This is a genomic window from Thalassovita taeanensis (assembly GCF_900110775.1).
Taxonomy (GTDB): domain Bacteria; phylum Pseudomonadota; class Alphaproteobacteria; order Rhodobacterales; family Rhodobacteraceae; genus Litorimicrobium; species Litorimicrobium taeanense.
In genome coordinates this window covers 1-23008 of sequence record NZ_FOEP01000023.1, presented here as the reverse complement: position 1 = coordinate 23008, position 23008 = coordinate 1, and the positions used below count along the sequence as shown (strand labels likewise).

Sequence of the window (23008 nt, the reverse complement as noted above, 5' to 3'; positions counted from 1 at the left end):
GCTTGAAGGGGGGCGCAGGCACCCGGCGAAGGTGCAGCCGCGCCCCCAACAATTATACGGTATCGAGATAGATATCGACCTGCTCTTGCTGGGTCAGTTCAGCCATATAGTGCAGCTCTTGCCGTTTGGTCAGCACGAAGTTGCGGATCAGCTCGGGGGCGAAGATGCGTTTCATCATCTCGCTGGTGTCAAACGCGTCGATCGCTTCGGCCCATGTACCGGGGATTTGCGGCAGGTCCAGCGCATAGGCGTTACCGGTGATCGGCTCGGGCGGTTCGACCCCGTCTTCGATACCGGTCAGGGCGGCGCCAAGGATGGCGGTCAGCATGATATAGGGGTTCACATCGCCACCCGCGACGCGGTGTTCGATCCGGCGGGCCTTGTGGCTGCCCGAGGGGATGCGCACGGCAGCGGTGCGGTTTTCATAGCCCCAGCAGATGCCGGTGGGCGCGTGGGCGCCCGGCACCATGCGGTCATAGCTGTTGGCGTGCGGGGCAAAGACCAGCGCGCTGTCGGACATGGCGCGCAGGCAGCCGCCGACCGCATGGCGCAGGTCATCGGTGCCGCGCGGGCCGCCGTCATCGAAGATGTTTTCGCCGTCGGCATCCAGCACCGAGAAGTGCGTGTGCAGGCCGGAGCCGGAATAATCCTCGTAGGGTTTGGCCATGAACGAGGCGGCGAAGCCGTGTTTGCGCGCCATGCCTTTGACCAGGATCTTGAACAGCCAGGCGTCATCGGCGGCGCGCATGGCGTCGTCACAATGCATCAGGTTGATTTCGAACTGGCCCAGGCCTGCCTCGGAAATCGCGGTATCGGCGGGGATGTCCATTTCTTCACAGGCGTCATAGAGGTCGGTGAAGAAGCTGTCGAAGGCATCCAGCGCGCGGATCGACAGGGTTTCAGCAGCTTTGCGGCGTTTGCCAGAGCGCGGGCTGATCGGGATTTGCAGGTTGCGGCCCGAATCGTCGATCAGGAAGAACTCCATTTCCATCGCCACAACAGGCGTGAGGCCGCGCGCCTTGTAGCGGTTGACCACCGCGCGCAGGGCCTGACGCGGGTCGCCATCGTAGGGGCGGCCATCTTCGCGGAACATCCAGATCGGCAGCAGCGCCGAGGGGGACGACAGCCACGGCATCGGCATGAAGCCGCGCTCGGTCGGTTTGAGGACGCCGTCGGCATCGCCGCTGTCAAAGACCAGCGGGCTGTCATCAATATCTTCGCCCCAGATGTCGAGGTTGAGGACCGAGAGCGGGAAGCGGGTTCCATCCTCGACCACCTTATCGGCAAATCGGGTGGGCACGCGTTTGCCGCGTGGTTGTCCGTTGAGATCGGCGGCAGCGACACGGATCGTGCGCACCTCGGGGTGTTTTCTGAGCCAGTTCTTCATCATTTCACCAGATGGAACCGGGCCCGGTCTTGGCACGCGCGAGGCCCCCGAAGTGGGGTGCGCGGGTCAGGTCCATGCCCTTGGTCCTTGAATAAATTTATGATCAAATTCCGTTGTTCAGGTTGTAGCGGCCAGACGTGTAGATTTAGCGCGGTCTGGGATCACCCGAAGAATTTGATCAAATATGTGATACTACCGGACCAGATTGAGACGCAAGCGAATTTTGCGGCGCTGTTCCTGAGGCAGGTGGCGGTTGAGGCGTTTGTTGATCAGCCCGAAGGTACCCACGATCACCAGCGTCAGGGCAATAAAATAACCCGCAAGGATGGGGTAGGGGATGAACGGGTTGAAGGTTTTGTCGGCGAAATAGCTGGCGTAATACAGCGCGTCACCTTTTTGCCGCCATGCGGGAAAGCCTGAAAAATAGACAAGTGTGGTGGCGTGGAACAGGAAGATCGCCTCGTTGGTATAGGCGGGCCAGGCCAGCCGCAGCATGGTGGGCCAGGTGATTTTGCGGAACTTGTGCCAGCCCGAGAAGCCGTAGGCATCGGCGGCCTCGAGGTCGCCCTTGGGGATCGAGCGCAGGGCGCCGTAGAAAATCTCGCCGGTGTAGGCGGCGGTGTTGAGAAACAGCACCAGAAGCGCCCCGGCCCAGGCCTTGGTCAGCCAGCTGGTGGCGACGGTGAAGCCGAGCACCTCGACCCCGGCGCGGGGCAGCAGGACGAAGGTTTCGTAGGCCAGAAAGAACTGGATGAACAGCGGAGAGCCGCGGAAGATGAAGATGAACCATTCCGCCGGTTTGCGGATCAGCCAGGTCTGGCTGCCTTTGCCAACGGCGATGGCGGTGGCCAGAAAGAACCCGGTGGCCAGCGCGAAGAGGCCGAAATAGATGTTCCAGATCATGCCCGAGCCGATCAGGGTGAACTGTTCGCACAGGGTGAAATCGGATTTGGGCAGCAGCCGTTCGCCGATGCCGACCGACCGCAGGCCGTAGTCCTGAATTGTTTGCAAGCAGCTCATGCGGTGCGCCTTTGCGCTTCGCCGGCCATTGTGGCTTGTCCGTGCGACAGGCGGCGGGTGAGGCGCGTCAGCACCAGTTCGGACAGTTTGGTCAGGCTGAGGTAGAACGCCAGCAGGCCGATGAAATACCACAACCGCCAGTCGGGGTGCGGATAGGCATAGGCCGAGGTTTTCGAGCCGCCAAGTTCGCGCGCCCAATACACGATGTCTTCGACCCCGAGCAGGAACAGCAGCGGCGTGGCCTTGATCAGGATCATCCACAGGTTCGACAGGCCGGGCAGGGCGAAGACCCACATTTGCGGCACGAGGATGCGCCAGAAGGCTTGGCGGCGCGACATGCCGTAAGCCTCGGCGGTTTCCATCTGACTGCGCGGCACGGCCTGCATCGCGCCATAGATGACATTGGCGGCGAAGGCACCAAAGACGACGGCAAAGGCCAGCACCGCAAGGGAGAAGCCATAGGCCTCGTGCATCCATTGCGGCGAGGAGGACAGCGGCAGTTTGGCCTGCGCGCAGACGACAAAATCATTGCCCTGACGCACGGGCGTGTCCCAGTCAGGGCATTTCACCTTGTGGCGCAGGTATTCAAAGCCCTGATCCAGCGCGAAAGGCACAAACAGGAAAAACGCGATGTCGGGAATGCCCCGCACCATCGAGGTATAGGCTTTGCCAAGCCAGCGCAGCGGCAGGAGGTGGCTGCGGGCGGCCATGGCGCCGCCGAAGCCGAACAAAAGCGCGGTGGGGGCCGTGATCAGCATCAGCGCGATCACCACAAGGAAGGAGCCATAGAACAGCATATGCTTGCCTGTGGTCAGGTAGCACAAAAGCCATGACAGGCCTTCAAGGCTGGCGGGATCGGCGCAGGAATTGAACATGATATGATGGGGGCAAGGCCCGGTTCCGTTGCCGGGTCCGGGCCTTGCCTTTTGTCCTTAGTAGGTTGCGGCGTCTGCGCCGAACCATTTGAGGATCATGGTGTTCAGTGTGCCATCGGCCTTCATCGAGGTGATGGCCGTGTCAAACTTGGCTTTCAGCTCGGTGTCGGATTCGCGCAGGCCCAGACCAACGCCGCCGCCCAGCTGCACGTCAGCGTCGAGCATGACCAGTTCACCGCCGGATTCGGCTGCGATCGGGGCCAGGAAGTCTTTGTCGGCGAACACGGCGTCGGCTTCGCCGTTGCGAACCGCGGCGACGGTTTCATCGGGGGTGGCGAATTCCAGCAGGGTGGCGCCGGTTTCAGCAACATAGCCCGCCTGAATGGTCGCGGTTTGCGCCGCGATCACGCCCGTGATGTCGGCATCAGCCGACAGGCCAACATAGGCCGAGGAGGCGGGCGGGATGTAGTTTTGAGTGAAATCAATAACTTCTTCACGCTCGTCGGTGATGCTCATGCCGGCGATGATGGTGTCATAGTTGCCCGAAACGAGGTTGGGGATGATGCTGTCCCACTCGTTGGTGACCCATTCGCAGGTCAGCTCGGCACGTTTGCACAGCTCGTCGCCGAGTTCGCGCTCGAAGCCGTCAACTTCGCCGTTGTCGTTGATGAAGTTATACGGAGGGTAGGCGCCCTCGGTGCCCATGCGGACGGTGGTGGCGTGGCTTCCGGCCAGCGCCATGCCGGCGGTCAGGGCCAGAGCGGCAGTGCTGAGGATCAGTTTTTTCATTGGAGGCTCCCATAGTTGTGAGGTTGGTTTTTTCAGTCGGTCCCGGCTCTTCAGGCGGAGACGGTTGCCGACAGAAACTGTTGAAGACGTTCGGTTTTGGGCGCGCCGAACAGCTGCGCCGGTGCGCCTTGTTCTTCGATGCGGCCCTGATGCAGGAACACGACGTGGTCCGACACATCGGCGGCAAGGCGCATGTCATGCGTCACGATCAGCATGGTGCGGCCTTCGGTGGCGAGGTCCTTGATGACTTTGACGACTTCCTGTTCCAGTTCGGGGTCGAGCGCCGAGGTGGGTTCGTCGAACAGCAGCGCCTGCGGTTCCATGCACAGCGCGCGCGCGATGGCGGCGCGTTGTTGCTGGCCGCCCGAAAGCTGCGCCGGGTAGGCATCGCATTTGTCGCCGATCCCGACCTTGTCGAGATAGCGGCGGGCGGCGGTTTCAACCTCGGTCCGGTCGCGGCCCAGCACAGTGATGGGGGCCTCGGACACGTTTTGCAGGATGGTCATATGGGCCCACAGGTTGAACTGTTGGAACACCATCGACAGGTTGGTGCGGATGCGTAGCACCTGTTTGGGGTCCGCCGGGTGGCGGCCCGCGCCGGTGCCTTTCCATTTGACGGGTTCGCCTTTGAACAGGACTTCGCCCTGTTGGCTGTCTTCCAGCAGGTTGGCGCAGCGCAGCAGGGTGGATTTGCCCGAGCCGGACGAGCCGATGAGCGACACGACATCGCCCCGGCGGGCCATGATATCAACGCCCTTGAGAACTTCGAGCGGCCCGTAAGCCTTGTGAAGCCCGCGAATCTCGATGACTGGATCTTGTTCGGACACGTCCACCCTGTCTTTTTGTTTTCGGTTTTTTCCGACAATGGGCGGAAAAGCAGATCCGATGCAACTTTCAAAACGGCATGTTTGGGCGGGAAACGTCCGGGTTGACTTTAGGTTACCGCCATTTTGTCACAAGTTTGTCGTCCGTTCAGACCGGCGGAGGCGGTGGCGGCAGCGCCAGATAGGCGCTGGCGGGGATCGCCACAAGCCCGGTCAGGTGCAGCGTTTCGCGGTCCTGCGGCGACAGGGCTGCGATGGCGGCGGCGGTGGCGGCAAACAGCGAGCCGGTGTCGCGGCCGGGTGCGGTGATATAGGGCAGGCCGGGGGTGGGCGCGGTCGTGGTCAGCACCCGCAGGTCGTTTGCGACGGTATCGTTCTGGCACAGCAGCGCCCAGGTGACGCTGTCGATGGCGGCGATATCGGCCCGGCCTTCGGCGACGGCCAGCGCCGAGGCGCGGTGGGCGCCGGTGCGCAGCGTGTGGGCGAAGCTGATGTTGGCGGTGGCGGCGGCAGCCATCGGGGCGGCCCAGCCGGATTGCGAGTCGGGGCCGTTGTAGGCGATGGTTTTTTCCGCAAAATCAGCGAGTTGTGTGGCGGGGTCGGCGCGGCGGACCACGAGGCTGCTGTGGTAGTATCCGGGGGCGCAGCCGGGCAGGCCGTAATCCGGCGTGCCGATCAGCGCAACGCGGTCCCGCAGGGAGGTGCGAAACGGCAGGCCACAGGTTTGGGCGAACAGCAGGTCGGGGTCGGTCCAGATCTCGTGGAAATCGCGGTCGCGGGTCAGGGCCGTGGGGCCATCGCCAATTTGGTCACGGATGGCGGCCCACAGCCGATCGTTTGCTGCTGCGGTTTCGGGGCGGTCATACATTCCGAGGGCGGCGATCATGCGGATTTGTCCACGCGCTGCCGTGCCAAGGCGCTGTCACGGTCATTGATGCCCAGCAGGTTCGAGACCATGCGCAGCAGTGCATCTTCGTGCTGTTCGCGCACGCCATCGGCCAGAACCACCTGCCAAAGGGCTTCGATCACGCTGAGCCGGTCCTCGTAGGCAACGGCGTCTTTGATGGCGCGGGTGAAGCGGACGGTATCGGGTGCCTCTGATTCCAGCACCTCCGCCTGTTCCCTGAGCATTTTGCAATCTTCAGGCGGCAGGCCATAGCGCGCGGCGGTGATGCGGTCGATTCTGTCGACCTCGGACCGGTCATAGCTGCCGTCGGCGCGCGCAACACGCACCAGCAGGGCGGTCAGGGCCAGACGGGCATTGTCGTTGGTCAGTGGGGCGGGGGCCGGTTCAATCAGCCGTTTGAGAAAATCTGCGAACATGAGGAGGATATAGGCCGGAATGTGGGCGCCGCCAATGCGAGAGTTATATCTGCTCTGCGGCGTGGGTGCGGGCGGCCATATTGTCGGCCTCGGACAGGCCAAGCGCGTGCTGGATGCGGGTCACGGCGACCAGCTCTTCCGAGGTTTGTTCGCCATCGGCGAGAATCACCTGCCACATTGCTTCGAGGGCGCCAAAGCGGTCTTCGAAATCCACGCCTTCGCGGATCAGCGCGGCAAATACATCGGTGTGCGGCGCGCGGGCTTCGAGCTTTTCGCACAGGGCGCGCATCTTGGCGGCGGCAACCGGGTTCAGCCCGTGCATCTGCGCCAGCAACCGGTCGATGCGCTGGATTTCCTTGACGTGATAGCGGTGGTCCGATTTCGCGACCCGCACCAATAGAGCCCCAAGGGCCAGCTTGGCGTCGGGTTCAGGCAGGTCGGGTTCCGAGCGATGGCCCGTCAGGTTGCGAAACAGGTGTGAAAACATGCACCTAGCTTAGAACGCGGGGCGCAGATCGCATAAAGAATTCTGCGGAGCGGCATAAGAATGCGGCCTCAACTGTGACCGCAAGGAAACAGGCCCTAGCCGTCGTAGCCGCGCACGATCACCAGATCGCCGGTCGAAACGGGGTCGCGCAGGGCTTTGGCTTGCTGATAGGCGGGCGAATCATAGCAGGCGACGGCGGCCTCGTAGGTGGGAAATTCGATCACCACGGTGCGGCTGCGGGTCTGGCCCTCGCGCTGCTGCTGATCGCCACCGCGCACGAGGAAGCGGGCGCCAAATTCGGCGAAGGGCGCGGCGTTGGCTTGCTTATAGGTTTCGTAAACGGCGGGGTCGGTGACATCCACGTGGGCCACCCAATAGGCTTTGGTCATTGTTGTTCCTCCGGTATCAATCGGCGGCAGTGTAAAGCGCGCGGGCCGGTTGGCAATGGCAGGGATTCGACGGGTTTTCGCGTTAGGGGCGATTGCCCTGATGGCGACACAATTCTTCCGCAAATTTTCCGCCTTGGCTGAGGATATTCGGGATGAACAGGAAATCAACGCGCAGGAGGCCGTCATGAATCGGCTGACAACAGATGACTGGAACGGAGCGTCGGCGTCCGAAGTGGTGCCGGAGTTCGCCGCCGTGCAAAAGGCGGCCTTGGCGTTCGACTGGAATACCGGCGATATGCGTGTGCTGGGGCGATTGATGTCGAAGCTGGGCCTGGATCTGGCGACGGCGGTGCAGGTGTTTCTGAACGGTCGTCCGCGCGAGCTGAACTATCTTCGCAAGGACGAGGTGGCGCTGGAGGACAGCGCGCGCAGTGCCATGCTGGATTGTCTGCACAAGAAGATCTGTTGCGGGTTTTACCTGCCGGACCCGAATGTCGGTCTGGCGCCGGTGCGCGCCGAGGCCGGACGATGGATCGCGGCGCAGAAGGACGACCGGGCCAAGGGGCGGGTCGGGCGTTGGGTCTTTGACGAGCGCAAGTTCGAGGCGATTTCCGACGATGGCCCGCGCCAGATTATAATGCCGCAGCAGGGCAAACGCCGCCCGATGTTGCTGCGGCTGCTGATGGAGCCGCCCTGGGCGTGATTTCACCCGACGGACAGAATGCAAAAAGGGCAGCCCGGTGGCTGCCCTTTGCGTTTGGTATCGTGCCGGATCAGACCAGTCGCGAAGTTTCCACCGCGGCGCGGACGAAATCGGCGAACAGGGGATGCGGCAGGAACGGTTTGGATTTCAGTTCGGGGTGGAACTGCACGCCGATGAACCACGGGTGATCCTGCCACTCGACGATTTCAGGCAGGCGCCCGTCGGGGGACATGCCCGAGAAGGCCAGCCCGCAGGTTTCCAGCTTGGAGCGGTATTTGGTGTCGACCTCGTAGCGGTGACGGTGGCGTTCCTCGATCGAGGTGCAACCATAGATCTCGGCGACTTTCGAGCCAGCGGTCAGGGTCGCGTTATAGGCACCAAGGCGCATGGTGCCGCCCTTGTCGTCATCGGATTTGCGTTCGATCTTGTGGTTGCCCTGCACCCATTCCTTGAGGTGATAGACAACCGGTTCGAAGCGTTTCTTGCCTGCTTCGTGGTCGAATTCTTCGGAGCCTGCGGTTGCGACGCCGGCGACGTTGCGGGCGGCCTCGATCACGGCCATTTGCATGCCCAGACAGATGCCCAGATAGGGGATCTTGCGGGTGCGGGCGAATTCGGCGGTTTTGATCTTGCCTTCGGTGCCGCGCTCGCCAAAGCCGCCGGGGACGAGGATGGCGTGGAAGCCTTGCAGGTAGGGGGCGGGGTCTTCGGTGTCGAACCGCTCGGAGTCGACCCATTCGACGTTGACCTTGACGCGGTTGGCCATGCCGCCGTGGGTCAGGGCCTCGCGGATGGATTTATAGGCGTCTTCGAGTTGGACATACTTCCCGACGATGGCAATGTTGACCTCGCCATCGGTGTTGTGGATGCGGTCGACGACATCCTCCCAGACTGTGAGGTCGGGACGCGGGGCGGGCGAGATGCTGAAGGCATCCAGCACGGCCTGATCCATGCCTTCGCGGTGATAGGCCAGCGGCGCCTCGTAGATGGATTTGAGGTCGTAGGCGGCGATCACTGCGTCTTTGTGGACGTTGCAGAACAGGCCGATCTTTTCGCGCTCTTTGTCCGGGATTGGTTGTTCGGAGCGGCAGACCAGAATGTCGGGGGCGATGCCGATCGAGCGCAGTTCCTTGACGGAGTGCTGGGTCGGTTTGGTTTTCAGCTCGCCGGAGGCGGCGAGGTAGGGCAGCAGGGTCAGGTGCATGAAGATACACTGGCCGCGCGGCTTGTCCTGTGAAAATTGGCGGATCGCTTCGAAGAAGGGCAGGCCTTCGATGTCGCCCACGGTGCCGCCGATTTCGCACAGCATGAAATCGACCTCATCCTCGCCGATCGAGATGAAGTCTTTGATCTCGTTGGTGACGTGGGGGATCACCTGAATGGTCTTGCCGAGGTAGTCGCCGCGGCGCTCTTTCTCCAACACGTTGGAGTAGATCCGACCGGACGAGACTGAATCGGTTTTGCGGGCGGCCACGCCGGTGAAGCGCTCATAGTGGCCCAGATCGAGGTCGGTTTCGGCGCCGTCGTCGGTGACGAACACCTCGCCGTGTTCAAACGGTGACATCGTGCCGGGATCGACGTTCAGGTAGGGGTCGAGCTTGCGCAAGCGGACCGAAAAGCCGCGCGCCTGAAGCAGGGCGCCGAGGGCCGCCGAAGCCAGACCTTTGCCCAAAGAAGACACCACGCCGCCGGTGATGAAGATAAAACGTGCCATGATTGGGCTTCCCCCGTGATTTCCGCCAGACGGTTTCGACCGCCAAAACTTGAGCCCTCACGGTTCGTAAAAACCGCAGCACCACGGGACTCGAGCCTTACAGGATTCGCAACAAATAAGCAAGATGACCGCAAGATGCTGTTGCGGTCATTCACTGTGTATCAAATGGTTGTGGTCAGTCCGCGCGCGGGGTCAGCGGCCCGGTGTCCCCGGCGGCGGGAGGCAGCAGGCTGCCGCCTTCGGTCGGGGTTTCGGGTGCGGTGACTTCGGGAACCGGGGTCGGAGCGCCGATGCGATCCAGAACCGAGCTGCCTGCTGATTTTTCAGCGGCGATGATGGTCAGCGCGATCGAGGTGCAGATGAAGGCGATTGCCAGCACCCAGGTTACTTTGCCCATTGCCGTGCCAGGAGCGCGACCTGCCATGGCGCCATTGCCGCCACCGCTGCTGCCCATGCCAAGACCACCGCCTTCGGAGCGTTGCAGCAGCACCGCGCCAATCAGCGAAAGTGCCAGAAGAAGATGGATGATGAGAACGACGTTTTCCATGAAAGCGGCCTGCCTGAGCTGTCTGTCCGCGCCTATGTATGCAAAACCCCCGCCGCCCGCAACCCGCCTTTGCGGCAATGTGGCGGCGGGGCGTGCGGGGGCTGTTTCAGTCCCAGCTCAGGCGGATGTCATGGGCGAAGCGTTTGTCGCGCGGCAGGGTGTCGGCGGTGGCGTCGTCGATGCGTTCGTGGACGTTGTGCGGCGGGGTGACGGTGGCATCGCGGCCATAGACGAAGCTTTGCTGGCTGACGATCACGCGGTAGGCCTTGTTGAGCTGCAACGCGCGTTCGCGGCTGGGGGTGATCAGGTCATAGACGGTTTTGCCCGCCATGGCGGCGTGATTCACTGTGCCATCGGGGTTGAACCAGCGCGCCAGAATTTCGGTATTCGAGCGGAATTCATCGCCGCCGCCGACGCGGGTGAAGTAGGTCTCGATCTCGCCCATGGCCTCGCCCAGGTTGGGCAGATCGCGCATGGTGGTGTAGTCGATATAGCCCCAGCCCTGCGCGCCGCGCTGCTTGCGCGGGAAGGCCCATGTTTGATCGAGGTTGGCGCCGAGGGTGCTGTGACAGCCACGGCAGAAGAACTGTTCTTCGTTGGTTTGAGGGCGCAGGGCGCCGTCGGCGTCCTCGATGAAGCCCAGCAGGGTCCAACCGAATCCGGTATCCATGCCGCGATCGCCAAGGTCGATGTAGCGGGGCAGGTTTTCGTCGATCTTTTCCTGAATCTCGTTGCCATAGCGCGAAGCCAGTTCCGGCAGCGACAGGGCGCGGGTCTTGATCATATAGCGCAGCTCTTTCATCCGGCGGGCGGTGGTGATCTTGTCGCCGTCGATGCCGACATAGCGCACCGAGTGCAGGAATTCGGTGCCCAGCGGATAGAGCATGCGGTGCAGCGGCACCTCGGAGGCGGCCCCAAGATAGGTGGCGCGGCGGGTGATCGTGGTGGCGGTGCCAAGTTTGCCGTCGCCGTCGATATCGTCGTTCAGGGCGGTTTCGTCGACGGCGGGCAGGGTGACGCTGTCGAGATCCTGAAAGCTGAGTTCGAGCAGCGCCAGATTGGCGGTGTAGGCATCGCGCGAGGGGCTGCCATCGGGCAGGGTGCGGAAGGCGGCGGGCAGGCGGATCAGCACATCGTCGGTCGAGCCGTTGGTGGGCCAGAAGGTGGAGGGCTGTGGTTTATAGTTGAACGCGACCCAGCCCGAGCCATCGCGGGCGTGGCCCCGCGCATCAAAGGCGGTGGTGCCATCGGCATAGCCCGCGAGGTCGGGTTTCCAGCCGGTCCAGCCGTTGGCGTTCAGCCGGTCGGCGAGGGGCGAATAGTTGTCATGATCAATATAGGCGAGGATGTCGCGATCGCTGATCGCGGCGACCTGATCGGTGCGGTCAAGGAACAGGTTGCGGTGGTGGTTGGTCAGCCCGGCCTCGGAAAACTCATAGGCTTGTTGCAGCGATCCGTCCTGCATGAAGCTGGGTCGGGTCGGGTCATCGTTGTTCTGGTGGCAGACATAGCAGGGATTATAGCGGCCTTCGATGGCGGTATAGCACTGCGGCGGCACCGGGGCCTCGGGGTTATAGATGCGTCCGGCGACGGCAAGTTCGCCCGAAGTGGGGCGTGCGGTCATGATCTGCTGTGTGGTCATGACAGAGATATCGGATGCGGCGGCCAAAGCGACGGTGCCGATCAACGCAAGCAGCGCGGCGGGAAAAGCGGTGAGGTTCATCCGGTGTCTCCTTGAAGTAGAGGGAGGAAAGGGCAGCACCGGGGCTGCCCTTTCCGGTCGCATAAGAACGGGGGGCGATTACATCGCCGGGGCTTTCCACAGCCACATGGCGTTATTTTCGTGGTTGCCGGTGTCTTCGCCGATCAGCACGTTGCCGTTGTTCAGAACCACGAGGTTGTCGGGGTTCGAGATCCCGTCTGTCGCGCAGGCGTTGGCCTGATTGTTCTTGTCATATGTGCCACCGGCAACAACCGGGACCATCATGTGGGTGTTGAAGTTGGCATCCAGTTTCATCTGGTAGACAACGCCACATTTGTTTTCGGTCAGTTGCAGGTCGCCTTCGCTGTCGGACATGCCTTTGGCCACTTCGGACATCGCCATATACATGAAGGGCACCGAGCCATCCTTGGCGGCGGCCTGATTGATGGTCACGCCTTCCATCTTGCGGAATTCGGCGGTTGCACCCTTGGCTTTGGCGGCGGCGCGGCTTTCGAGGAAGGCCACGCGGTTGTCCGCAGCCTCGCCCCGTGCCCATGCGGTGACGTCGGCGGCCGAGATGTAGCTGGTTTCACCGGCTTTGAAGTCGGCCTGGGTGATCCCGTCATAGCTGCGGACCCAGGTGGCGATTTCGTTGTTGCTGCCGTGGGCCAGTTCGATCCAGCTGATTTGCAGCGGGGTGGTGGCGCTGTCGCTGCCCGGCTCGCCCTGCTGGATGATCTTGGCGGCAAACAGGGTTCCGGCGCTCAGGTCGCCTGCGGTGTCGGCGATGAACTTGTAGAACACCACATCGGTGCCGTCATCCGACAGGTAGACGGTTTTCTGGTCCGGCATCACGATCGCGTTTTCGTGGCTGTAGCGGCCCAGAGCCATCATCTTGACCGGGGTGGCGCTGGCGGCGGGATCGGTGATCTCGACGATATAGCCGTAGTCATAGGGGTTGGGGTAGGTGCCGTTGTAGGCTTCCAGCGCCTCGGGGCCGTCGATGTACTTGTAGTCGGGGTTGTTCCAGTCGGCGGTGTCGTCGAAATACAGCTCTTCCGAGGACAGCGGCGTGTTCCACGGGCTGAGCGAACCGAAGCAGTTCACCCAGGTGCCACGGACGGCCGAGAAGTCCAGCATCTTGGCGTCTTTGCTGTCGGGGGACCATTTGCCGTTGGCGGCGCGCATCAGGCGCACACGGCTCATGCCGCCGGGGCGGTCTTCCCAGTTGGTGAAGAGATAGCCCTGACCGGCGCCGGTTCTGACGAAGGCGTTGAAATCGGGATCGTTGGAGACCTTGATACGGCCGCCTTTACCCTGAATCGCGCCGATGGTGTCGAAATCACCTTCCTGCACGAGGATCTGGTAGGTGCCCATCGAGGTTTTCACCACCTGCTTGTCGGCATCCGTTGTGGGCAGTGGCGATTCTGCGGCGGAGAAGTCGGCGTTGGCGATCACGCCGACGGTGGCCTTGGAGAAGGCGCCGGGCAGATCATCCGAGGGGTGCTGAACGTTGAAGAACAGATCGTCGCCTTCCAGAAACATGCCAGTGATCTCGCCACCCAAGGGAACGGTGGCTACGCGGGTGATGTCACCTGCGATGGCTGTTGTGGTTAGGCAGGTCGATGCGGCCAATACGGAAACAAGCGACTTGAAGGTCATGGTATATCCTCTCTGGTGGGAGTGTGCACCGAAGTGCGCCCCTGTGAGTAGAGTGGACATGTGACAGGCTTATTACATTCGCGAATCTTTATTCGTCGAGATCGTCCACATCGGCCTGACCCGACAACATGCGGCGGATCAGGCTCCAGCTGAGGCCGATGCCCAGAACCACGGAAAGCGCAAACAGGCCCAGCCACACGTTCACGTCCTGATTCTCAAGGCTCAGCAGACCGTAATCATAGAGCACCCACAGCAGCGCTGCGACGATCGCCAGCACCAGAAACATGCCAAAGGCCCCGATCGAGCGGACGGTGGCACGCAGATAGATGATATAGCCGACGCTGAGCAGCAGCCCCAGAAGCACCGCCATCGGGGTTTCCTGCGCATAGTTCACGCTGAGCCATTTGGCATAGTTCCATTCTGTCGGGTTGAAGGTGGCGGTCAGCAAGAAAAACGCCACGAACCAACGCAGAATGAACCCCATGTGAAAATCTCCGAAACTTGAATGCGGGCTATGGATCGCGCAAAGCGGGCGCTGTGTCCAGAGCCGCGGCGAATTTCCGGTTTCGCTACTGCCAAGCTGCATATATACGGGCGCGGGTTTGATCCGCATATGAAAGAGGACCAGCAATGGCAAATGTCGTCGTCGTCGGCGCCCAGTGGGGTGATGAGGGAAAAGGCAAGATCGTGGATTGGCTGTCAGAGCGCGCCGATGTGATCGCGCGCTTCCAGGGCGGTCATAACGCCGGTCACACACTGGTGATTGACGGCAAGGTTTATAAGCTGTCGTTGCTGCCCAGCGGGATCGTGCGCGGTGGCAAGTTGTCGGTGATCGGCAATGGTGTGGTTCTGGACCCCTGGCATCTGGTCAAGGAGATCGCGATTCTGCGCGAGCAGGGCGTCGAGATCACGCCCGAGACGCTGATGGTCGCCGAGAACACGCCGCTGATTCTGCCGATTCACGGCGAGTTGGACCGCGCCCGCGAAAGCGGCAATGCGGTGGCCAAGATCGGCACCACCGGGCGGGGCATTGGCCCGGCCTATGAAGATAAAGTCGGACGGCGCGCCATTCGCGTGGCTGATCTGGCCGATCGGGCGACGCTTGAGACCCGCGTTGATCGCGCGCTGGCGCATCATGATGCGCTGCGCCGTGGGCTTGGCTTGCCGGAAGTTGACCGTGACGCGCTGATTGCGCAGTTGCTGGAGATCGCGCCGAGCGTGCTGGAATATGCCGCCCCCGTCTGGAAAGTGCTGAACGAGAAGCGCAAGGCGGGCAAGCGGATCCTGTTCGAGGGCGCGCAGGGCAGCCTGCTGGACATTGATTTCGGCACCTATCCGTTTGTGACCTCGTCGAATGTGATCGCCGGGCAGGCGGCCACCGGCACCGGGATCGGGCCGGGCGCGATTGATTTCGTGCTGGGGATCGTCAAGGCCTATACCACGCGCGTTGGCGAAGGTCCGTTCACGGCCGAGCTGAATGATGCGGATGGTCAGCGGCTGGGCGAGCGCGGGCATGAGTTTGGCACCGTCACCGGCCGCAAGCGGCGCTGTGGGTGGTTTGATGCGGTTCTGGTGCGTCAGACCTGTGCGACCTCGGGCGTGAACGGCATTGCCTTTACCAAGCTGGATGTTCTGGACGGGTTCGAGACGCTGAAGATCTGTGTTGGCTATGAGCTGGACGGGGTGGCGTTGGATTATCTGCCGACTGCGGCCGATCAGCAGGCGCGGTGCACGCCAGTGTATGAAGAGCTGCCGGGGTGGTCCGAATCGACCGAAGGCGCGCGCAGCTGGGCCGAGCTGCCGGCCAATGCGATCAAATATGTGCGCCGGGTCGAAGAGTTGATCCAGTGCCCGGTGGCGTTGCTGTCGACCAGCCCTGAGCGCGACGACACGATCCTTGTCACCGATCCGTTTGCCGACTGATGGCGCTGAGTTATAAATCCCGCCGTCGCTGGACGCTGATCATCCTGCTGGTTGGTCTGCCGCTGTATGTTGTGGCGGCGGTGACAGTGGTGAACCTGATGAACCGTCCGCCGATGTGGGCCGAGCTGCTGATTTACGTGGCGCTGGGCGTGGTTTGGGCGGTGCCGTTCAAGTTTGTGTTCCGGGGTGTGGGACAGGCTGACCCCGACGCGGACGACCGCTAGGCTTGTACGGTGATGCCGCTGGGGCGGTGTCATCGGGGTTTGGTGCATCGCTTTATGGCTATGGCGCGCTGACCACCAAAAAACCGGACCCGACATTGTCGCCCGATGACCGAGAGGTTATCGGGCGACGATGCGTTTTGGCGCTTGGAAACTGATGTGGGCAGGCCCCGGCAGCGGTGCTTTCTTTTCTGCGGATGTCATTCTAGGCTTGGGATGTGGCGCAGAGGAGAGGGCGCGGCGGTGCGAGTGAAACGGGGGGCGGTAATGGGTCGGTATTACGTCGGTATTGCATCGGTATTGCTGAGCCTGTGCGGCGCGGTGCTGTGTGCGCCCCCGGTCCGCGCGCAGGAGGCGCCGGAATACGTTCTTGATCTGGACACAGGCGGGCACCGGGCGGCGGTGCGGGCGCTGGCGGTCAGTGGCGATGGCTCGGTCATCGTCTCGGCCGGGGATGACAAGGTGGTGCGGGTCTGGGACTGGCAGGCCGGGCAGATGCGCGGGATGTTGCGCGGGCAGATCGGGCCGGGCAGCGAGGGGGTGATCAACGCGCTGGCGCTGTCGGGCGATGGTCAGGCGGTGGCGGTCGCCGGGTATTTTGGCGCGCATCAGGCGGCGGCGCCACCGTTCGGCGATGTGCGGCTGTTCGATTTACGCTCGGGTCGGGTGCGGCGGGTGCTGCGCGGGCATGACTATGTGGTCGATACGCTGGCCTATGATGCGGGGCGCGATGAGCTGGCGGTGGCCGGGCAGGGCGGTGTGGTGCTGCGCTGGACTGCGCCGTTTGGCCAGGGGGAGCCGGAGGCGCTGACCCCGCTGGACACGCAGGCGCGGCGGGTCAGCCATGTGGCCTATGGGCTGGGCGGGGCGCGGTTGATCGCGACGACTTTTGATTACGGGCTGCGGCTGTGGGATCTGGACAGCGGGGCCGAGGTGGCGGTCGAGGGGGCCGAGGCGCTGTGGGACACGGCGCTGATTGCGCTGGCGGTCAGCGCGGATGGCAGCCGGTTTGCGATCGCGGGCGAGGATGGCCGGGTGGAAGTGCGCGCGGCAAGCGATGGCGCGGTGATCGCGGCGTTGCCGGTGCAGCCGTTCCGGCCCGATGCTTTGGCGTTTGTCGGCGCGGCTTTGGTGGTGAGCTGCGGCTATCGCTGCGGGGCTGTGCATCGCTCGGCGGTGTGGGATGTGGCGGCGGGCACAGTGGTGGCGCGGTACGGCGGGCATGACAGCGGGGTGCATGTGGCGGCGGCGCTGCCGGGCGGCGAGATCGTGGCCACGGCGGGCGGGCTGGCGAATGAGATCCATCTGTGGCGGGCGGCATCAGGTGCGGCGGTGCGGCAGCTGGCGGGCGTGGGGCGGCCCGTGATGGCGGTGGGGCTGAGTGCATCGGCGGACCGGGTGGCGTGGGGGCTTGAGGACCCGTGCCCCGAGCTGCCGGTTTGCCCGATGGTTCTGGGCGTGTTGCAGCGCAGTCTTGAGCTGCCGACGCAGGCGCGGAGTTTCGAGCATCCGCGTGAGGGTGCGGGCGGCGCGGGGATGCTGCGGGCGGTTCTGGGCACCGATGCGGTGGCGGTCAAGGCCGCGCCCTTGCCCGGTGGCGGGTTCGACGCGGCGGTGCTGTCGGTCAGCGGGGCCGGTGGGGCGTTCGAGCTGCGCAAAAGCGGGACGGACGGGTATTATCACAGTTCCTATACGTTGGTGCCGGACCGCGACGAGGTGATCTCGGGCGGGGGGAACGGGGTGGTGCTGGCGCATGGGCTAGTGGATGGCGGGGTGCTGGGCGAGTTTGTCGGTCACACCGGCGATGTGCTGGCGCTGGCGGCGGGCAAGGCGCGGCTGCTGACGGCAAGTGCGGATCAGACGCTGAAGCTGTGGGATATGGACAGTCGGCGGTTGATTGTCAGCATGTTCTTTGCGGGCGAGGATTGGATCATCTGGACGCCGCAGGGGTATTTTCATTCCTCGCCCAACGGCGACCGGTTGGTAGGCTGGCATGTCAATCAGGGGCCGGACCGCGAGGCGCGGTTCATCCGGGCGCGGCAGTTGCGGCAGCATCTGCACAGCCCCGAGATCGTGCGGCGGGCTCTGATCGGTGGCGATCCGGCGGCGGCGGCGATTGATCTGCGCGGAACGGATAACGAGCTGGAGGCGCTGCTGACCCGCCAGCCGCCGGAGTTTGAGCTGCGGCTGGCCGAGGAGTTCGCGGCGCCGGACGGCTTTGCCACGATCGAGGTGACGGGCAGCACGCTGGAGGAGGTGGAAAGCTGGGGCTATTCGGTTCTGGTGAACGACCGGCGGGTGCCGCCTTTGCGGGTGGGCGATGTCAGCGGCGCGGGGCGGTTGCTGTATCAGGTACCGGTCGAGGACGGGCGCAATGACATCACGGTCAGTGGCGAGAACGATTTCGGCTATGTGACCGAGCGCAGTGCGATGGCCTTGGTCAAGGCGCGCAAGGTGCCGAAGGCGGGGGTGCTGCGGGTGGCGGTGATCGGGATCAACGCCTATCCGAAGTTACCAGAGGCCTGCAACGGGCGGGCCTGTGATCTGGCGTTTCCGGTGGCGGATGCGGTGGCGTTTCTGAGCGTGGTGGCCGAGCGCACGGCGCCGCTGTTCGAGCGGATGGAGAGCTTGGTGATGGTGAACCGCGCCGCGCTGGAGGCGCAGCCGTTGCGGCACGCAGCCTTGGCGGCGCTGGTGGACCCGGCGCAGATCATCGAGCCGGAGAGCGACGAGATCGAGGAGCGGCTGGAGGAGTTTCTGCTGGCGGCAGGGGCGGAGGATACCACGATCATATTTGTGGCCGGGCACGGGATGAATTTGGACGAGGATTATTATCTGATCCCGTCCGACGGGCAGAAGCGCGGCGAGAAGTGGCGCAAATCCTCGCTTGTGGATTGGGAGTTCGTGCAGGAGCAGATCAACGATGCCATCGGGCGGCGGATTTTGGTGCTGGACACCTGTCATGCGGCGAATGCGTTCAATGCGCGGTTGGAGAAAGAGGCGGCGGATGCGCGGGTGGTGGTGTTCTCGGCGACGGCGGCAAACAACACGGCGGCCGAGCGCAAGGATCTGGGGCACGGTATTTTCACCTATGCGATGCTGGAGGGGCTGCGGGGGCGGGCCGATACCTCGGGCGATGGGGTGCGGTTGCTGGGGTTGGCGGATTATGTGTACCGTGAGGTGCTGCGGCTGAGCGATCGGCGGCAGGAGCCGGTGTATCACATCTCGCAGACCGCGAATTTCCTGTTGGCGCGGCCATGATCCGGGGGCTGTGCGCGGCGCTGGCGGTTGTCTGGGCCGGGGTGGCGGCGGCGGCGTGCCCGCAGGGCGATGCGGCGTTTGCGGCATTTTACCCGGATGCGGCCTTGTTCCGGCAGGGGTTGGCGCTGGGCGAGGGCGCCGCCCCGGCTGAGGGGCCGGTGACGGGTGTGATCGTGCCGCATCATCTGGAGATGCCCGAGCTGATCGCGGGCGGGTTGCGGATGGCGGCGGGGCGGCAACCTGACCGGATCGTGATCCTGTTCCCCGATCATTTCTTTCGGCTGAAGGCGCCGTTTGGCACCACGCAGCGCGGGTTTGATACCGTGCTGGGCCCGGTGCCGACGGATGCTGCGGCGGCGGGGAGGTTGGCGCAGTCGCCGCTGGTCGAAGAGACCTGTCTGTTTGATCGCGAGCACGGGGTACGGGCGGTGCTGCCGTTTGTGGCGCAGATCTTTCCGGGGGTGGAGGTGGTGCCGGTGGCGGTGGCGATCAGCTCGGACCGGCGCGAGTGGGACGCGATGGCTGATCTGCTGGCGCCGCTGTTGGGGCCGGACAGCCTGTTGATACAGGCGACGGATTTCTCGCACTACCTGCCGCATCACGAGGCGCGGCTGCGCGATCAGCAGGTGCTGAACCTGCTGGCGGCGGGCGACGTCGGTGCGGTGGCGGGGTTGGTGCAGCCGGATCATGTGGATTCGGTGGGGGCGATGTATCTGACGATGGTGTTGCAGCAGCGGCTGTTCGGGGCGGTGCCGGTGGTGGTGGCCAACCGCAACCTGCAAGAGCTGTATGGCCGCTTTATTGCCGAGACGACCAGCTATGTTGTGGCGGTTTTTGCGCCGCCCGGCACGGTGGCCGATCCTTTGGCCGATCCTTTGGCCGATCCGGCAGGGCCGGGCAGTCATATATATATGTTGGCGGGCGATCTGTTTCTGGGCCGCGGTCTGCCGCGGTTGCTGAGCGATGAGGTGGTGGCGGACCGGGTGGCGCAGGCGGCGCGGCGCGCGACGCGGGGTCTGCCGCTGATTGCCAATCTGGAAGGGGTGTTGCTGCCGGATATGCCCAACAATCTGCCCGAGCTGGTGCTGGGCATGCCCGGCGATATGCTGCGCGACTGGGCGGGGCGGCTGAACCTGCGGGCGGTGGGGCTGGCGAATAATCACGTGAATGACATCGGGGCCTCGGGGGTGGCGGAAACCCATGCGGCGCTGACGGCGGCGGGGATTGCGCGGTTCGGGCAGGGCGAGGCTTTGGCGTTGCCGGGGGTGACGCTGGTGGGGCTGAGCGATCTGGATGGTGCGGCCCGCCCGCCGGTGGACCGGCTGACGCCAGAGGTTCTGGATCGGGTGGTGCAGCGCGATGCGCAGGTGCCGGTGGTGGCGTTCGTGCATTGGGGGCGCGAATTCGTGACCACGCCCGGCGCGCGCGAGCGGCAACTGGAGGATGCGCTGCGGCAGCGCGGGGTGGCGGCGATTGTCGGCGCGCATCCACATGCGGCAAGTGCGGGCGTGCGGGTTTTGGCCGGGGGGGATGTGGCGGTGGTGTATTCGCTGGGGAACTTTCTGTTCGACCAACTGCCGCCTGACAGCTCGGGGGCATTGGTCGAGTTGCGCAGTTTTGCGCAGGGCACGGTGTTCGTGCGTCAGCTGCCGTTGCCACACTTATATGCGATCGCACGTGGGGGCCTGCAGCGCGAATAATTGTTGTCGGAAGGCCCGAAGCGCGGTTAGCCTTATCTGATTGAACCAGATATTGTTGAGGGTATGTTATGGAGCGCACGCTGCGACAGGGGATTTTGATCGGGGCTTTGGCGGCAATGGTGGCTTTGCCATTGCAGGCACAGGTGCTGGAGCAGGCACAGGTTTTGCAAACCGGGGCGCCAAGCGCGCGATTGCAGGTCATCTTCAATCCCGAAACGCGCGAGGTCAGCCGCCGCATGGTGCGGCTGTTCGGTCCACACCCCGAGATGACGCTGGATTTTCACTGGCAGCCCGCCACCGGCAACTGGCCCGGTGTGACGCCCGAGGGGCTGGCGGATGGCGCGGGTGTGGTCAGCTGGCGGCTGCCGGGCGCGGCCAGCTATGACCCCAAGAACTGGCACCATCGGTATGAGGGTGCGTTGCGCGCAGGGCGGTTCGATGGCGCGGGTGTGCTGCGCTATCGCGATGGCAGCCGGTACGAGGGCGTGTGGGCTGCGGGCCTGCTGCAGGGCGCGGGCACGTTCCGCGACGCCGAAGGCAACGTATATGAGGGGGCGTTTGTGGCGGGCCGTGCCGAGGGGCAGGGCATTCTGCGGTCGCGCGAGGGCTGGATATATGAGGGCGGCTTTGTGGCCGGGCTGCGCGATGGCGCGGGCCGGATGACCGAGCCGGGCGGCCTGCGCTATGACGTGGTGATGCAGCGGGGCACGGAAGTGTCGAGCACCCGGCCGCTGGCCTTCGTTGACGAAACGCTGGCCGGGGTGCTTCCGGCGCAATCGGGCGGCGGGGCCGCGGGGCGGACGCGGCTGAGCGCGGTGATCGACCAGCGGATCACGCAGGAGCAGTCGATACAATATGAGCAGTATGTCGATAGCGGCACGATGCTGATCTATCCGCAGGACCCGGAGTTGCAGAAAATCTGGAACGGCAAGAACGACGACGCGCGGCTTTTCATGTTCCAAGAGTTCACGGATACCGATTGGGACGATACCGGCGCGTTTGTGCAGCTGGATCTGGCGACCGAGGATGGATCGCGGGTGCGGCTGTCCTCGTTGGATCTGGCGGTGGAGGCGAGTGTTCCGCATCTGCTGCCCGCGCTGCATGTGGATACGCATATGGGGTGTGTCGGGTTCCGCCCCAGTTTCGATTTCCGCAACTTCGGCTGGGGCAGCGTGGAAAACGCCACCGCCCGTGTGCGGTTTCTCAATCCCGATACCTATGATTATGAGGCCCCCGAGGGCGACCGCGCGGCGACGCGTTGGTTCGATCTGCCGGTGGGCACCTTCGATCAGGGCGTGGATGTCGACCTGCGCGGGCTTCTGGCCGGGGCAGGGGTGGATGTGGCCGCTTTGGAAAAGGCGCGGTTTTCGTGCAGCAGTGCCAGTGAGATCGAGCAGTGCGGCCAGGATGCTGTGCGGTCGCTGCTGCGCATGGGCGCGCTACAGGGGTTCGTGGCGGCCAGTTACGGCACGATCACGACCGAGTTGCAGGGCGAGCTGAGTTATACTTGGACCGATGCGGCGGGGCTGTCGCGCGCCGCGGTGCAGCCGTTCGGCACCCCTATCAGTCTGGCGGTGATCGAAGTGCGCGGTGGATTGGCGGAATGTGGGGCGGGCGGGGCCTGGTCGGCGGAGGCGCCGCAATACACCGATGTCGAGCTGCACCCTGCCGGGGAGCAGTACCGGGTGAACATCCCGGTGCGCGGCAACCCCAACATCAGCCGCCTTCTGGCCGGGGTGAAGCTGCACTCGGCGCGATCCGCAATGCATGTGATGCGGGCCGAAGCGCAGTTCAGCGATGGCAGCATTCGCAAGTCACCTTTGATGAAGCTGTTCTTCCTGCGCCCGCGCATTCCGACCTTCGTCAGCCAGACCGCGCCCGAGTCGTGTTATCTGGGCCCCGAAGTGCTGGGATCGTGCTGATCGGGGCGAAGGGCAGGCCGAAGGGGGTGAAAATCGGGTGATTCACCCGGTGATTCACCCCCAACCGGCATGATTTTCAGGGTTTTCCGTCCGTGTGTGATGTTCTTGCTGAAAAATACACCTGCGTAAGCGATTGTTTTTATGCAGTTTTTTCGAATTTCGGACTAAATGTTCAAGAAATATGACGGAATTTGAAAAAAAGGGTTGCGGGTATGGGCTACTGGGCTTAGAACCCCCTTCACCGGCGGCGCTGAGGCGCACAACGGGACGCCAGACGGGGCGGACGGAAGCGGAGACGCGGAGGTTCAAACGGTCTGAACGGTAAGAAAATTTTGAGGTTGATGAGGCGGGTCGCGCTAAGTAGTTTTAGCGCTTCCGGTTGATTTTGTCTCTGGGTCTTTGGCCCGCGCTCTTTGAAATTGCTAATATCTGAAGAGATATGTGGGCGGTTTGGTTCAGTTCGATGGATCAACGTCTGTATATCGCGCTAGTAGGGGCAACCCGATGATCTAGTGTCAGCTTCACTGTTTGAACGGCTTTCGGTTTCTGATGAAACCTG

The 23008-nt window shown here is 63.5% G+C and carries 20 protein-coding genes; 6 read left to right on the top strand and 14 right to left on the bottom strand.

Translation table 11 applies throughout. The features are described from left to right. Positions 1-52 precede the first annotated feature (52 nt). The 9 genes from BSF79_RS18840 to BSF79_RS18800 form a co-directional block, all read right to left on the bottom strand. Positions 53-1387 carry a glutamine synthetase family protein gene (locus BSF79_RS18840; RefSeq protein WP_090271385.1) on the bottom strand — a complete coding sequence of 445 codons (1335 nt, stop codon included), beginning with the start codon at positions 1385-1387 and terminating at the stop codon, positions 53-55. 192 nt (positions 1388-1579) lie between these two features. After that, on the bottom strand, positions 1580-2407 hold the full coding sequence (locus BSF79_RS18835) for an ABC transporter permease (RefSeq protein ID WP_090271374.1): 828 nt from the start codon (positions 2405-2407) through the stop codon (positions 1580-1582). Then, positions 2404-3282, bottom strand: coding sequence for an ABC transporter permease (locus BSF79_RS18830; RefSeq protein WP_090271373.1), 879 nt, complete (start codon positions 3280-3282; stop codon positions 2404-2406). Before BSF79_RS18830 ends, BSF79_RS18835 begins: the two co-directional genes overlap by 4 nt. Before the next feature lie 57 nt (positions 3283-3339). Next, on the bottom strand, positions 3340-4071 hold the full coding sequence (locus BSF79_RS18825) for a transporter substrate-binding domain-containing protein (protein ID WP_090271372.1): 732 nt from the start codon (positions 4069-4071) through the stop codon (positions 3340-3342). A 50-nt stretch (positions 4072-4121) separates the two neighbouring features. After that, positions 4122-4898, bottom strand: coding sequence for an ABC transporter ATP-binding protein (locus BSF79_RS18820; RefSeq protein WP_090271384.1), 777 nt, complete (start codon positions 4896-4898; stop codon positions 4122-4124). A gap of 145 nt (positions 4899-5043) precedes the next feature. Continuing rightward, positions 5044-5781, bottom strand: coding sequence for a phosphate/phosphite/phosphonate ABC transporter substrate-binding protein (locus BSF79_RS18815; protein WP_090271371.1), 738 nt, complete (start codon positions 5779-5781; stop codon positions 5044-5046). Beyond that, complete coding sequence (locus BSF79_RS18810) at positions 5778-6218, bottom strand: tellurite resistance TerB family protein (protein ID WP_090271370.1); 441 nt, start codon at positions 6216-6218, stop codon at positions 5778-5780. The genes BSF79_RS18815 and BSF79_RS18810 overlap by 4 nt, the downstream gene beginning before the upstream one ends. Before the next feature lie 43 nt (positions 6219-6261). Then, a complete protein-coding gene (locus BSF79_RS18805; RefSeq protein WP_090271369.1) occupies positions 6262-6705 on the bottom strand; it encodes a tellurite resistance TerB family protein in 444 nt (147 codons plus the stop codon). 95 nt (positions 6706-6800) lie between these two features. Beyond that, entirely contained in the window at positions 6801-7094 is a 294-nt protein-coding gene (locus BSF79_RS18800) for a DUF1330 domain-containing protein (RefSeq protein ID WP_090271368.1), read from the bottom strand. A 100-nt stretch (positions 7095-7194) separates the two neighbouring features. On the opposite strand from BSF79_RS18800, the gene BSF79_RS18795 reads away from it, so the two are divergent. Continuing rightward, positions 7195-7797, top strand: a complete 603-nt coding sequence (locus BSF79_RS18795; RefSeq protein WP_090271367.1) for a hypothetical protein — start codon at positions 7195-7197, stop codon at positions 7795-7797. Between the two features lie 70 nt (positions 7798-7867). Here BSF79_RS18795 and BSF79_RS18790 read toward each other — a convergent pair whose 3' ends face one another. The 5 genes from BSF79_RS18790 to BSF79_RS18770 form a co-directional block, all read right to left on the bottom strand. Then, positions 7868-9511, bottom strand: a complete 1644-nt coding sequence (locus tag BSF79_RS18790) for a CTP synthase (RefSeq protein WP_090271366.1) — start codon at positions 9509-9511, stop codon at positions 7868-7870. Between the two features lie 175 nt (positions 9512-9686). Beyond that, positions 9687-10058, bottom strand: coding sequence for a preprotein translocase subunit SecG (gene secG, locus BSF79_RS18785; RefSeq protein WP_090271365.1), 372 nt, complete (start codon positions 10056-10058; stop codon positions 9687-9689). Between the two features lie 106 nt (positions 10059-10164). Beyond that, positions 10165-11781 carry a hypothetical protein gene (locus tag BSF79_RS18780; RefSeq protein WP_090271364.1) on the bottom strand — a complete coding sequence of 539 codons (1617 nt, stop codon included), beginning with the start codon at positions 11779-11781 and terminating at the stop codon, positions 10165-10167. 78 nt (positions 11782-11859) lie between these two features. Next, the gene (locus BSF79_RS18775; protein WP_217650104.1) at positions 11860-13422 is read right to left on the bottom strand and encodes an alkaline phosphatase PhoX; all 1563 of its coding nucleotides are present in this window, start codon (positions 13420-13422) and stop codon (positions 11860-11862) included. Positions 13423-13510: 88 nt separating this feature from the next. After that, complete coding sequence (locus BSF79_RS18770) at positions 13511-13906, bottom strand: DUF6524 family protein (RefSeq protein WP_090271383.1); 396 nt, start codon at positions 13904-13906, stop codon at positions 13511-13513. Positions 13907-14052: 146 nt separating this feature from the next. On the opposite strand from BSF79_RS18770, the gene BSF79_RS18765 reads away from it, so the two are divergent. The 5 genes from BSF79_RS18765 to BSF79_RS18745 all read left to right on the top strand — a co-directional run bounded on the left by BSF79_RS18765 (position 14053) and on the right by BSF79_RS18745 (position 22449). Beyond that, positions 14053-15345, top strand: coding sequence for an adenylosuccinate synthase (locus BSF79_RS18765; protein WP_090271362.1), 1293 nt, complete (start codon positions 14053-14055; stop codon positions 15343-15345). Then, positions 15345-15569 (top strand): DUF2842 domain-containing protein, encoded by a 225-nt coding sequence (locus BSF79_RS18760; protein WP_090271361.1) that lies wholly within the window; start codon positions 15345-15347, stop codon positions 15567-15569. The genes BSF79_RS18765 and BSF79_RS18760 overlap by 1 nt, the downstream gene beginning before the upstream one ends. A 240-nt stretch (positions 15570-15809) precedes the next feature. Continuing rightward, entirely contained in the window at positions 15810-18827 is a 3018-nt protein-coding gene (locus BSF79_RS18755) for a caspase family protein (RefSeq protein WP_175545381.1), read from the top strand. Next, entirely contained in the window at positions 18824-20527 is a 1704-nt protein-coding gene (gene amrB, locus BSF79_RS18750; RefSeq protein ID WP_090271359.1) for an AmmeMemoRadiSam system protein B, read from the top strand. The genes BSF79_RS18755 and amrB overlap by 4 nt, the downstream gene beginning before the upstream one ends. Before the next feature lie 68 nt (positions 20528-20595). Then, positions 20596-22449: an MORN repeat-containing protein gene (locus BSF79_RS18745; protein WP_090271358.1), complete on the top strand. Its 1854-nt coding sequence runs from the start codon at positions 20596-20598 to the stop codon at positions 22447-22449. Positions 22450-23008 lie beyond the last annotated feature (559 nt).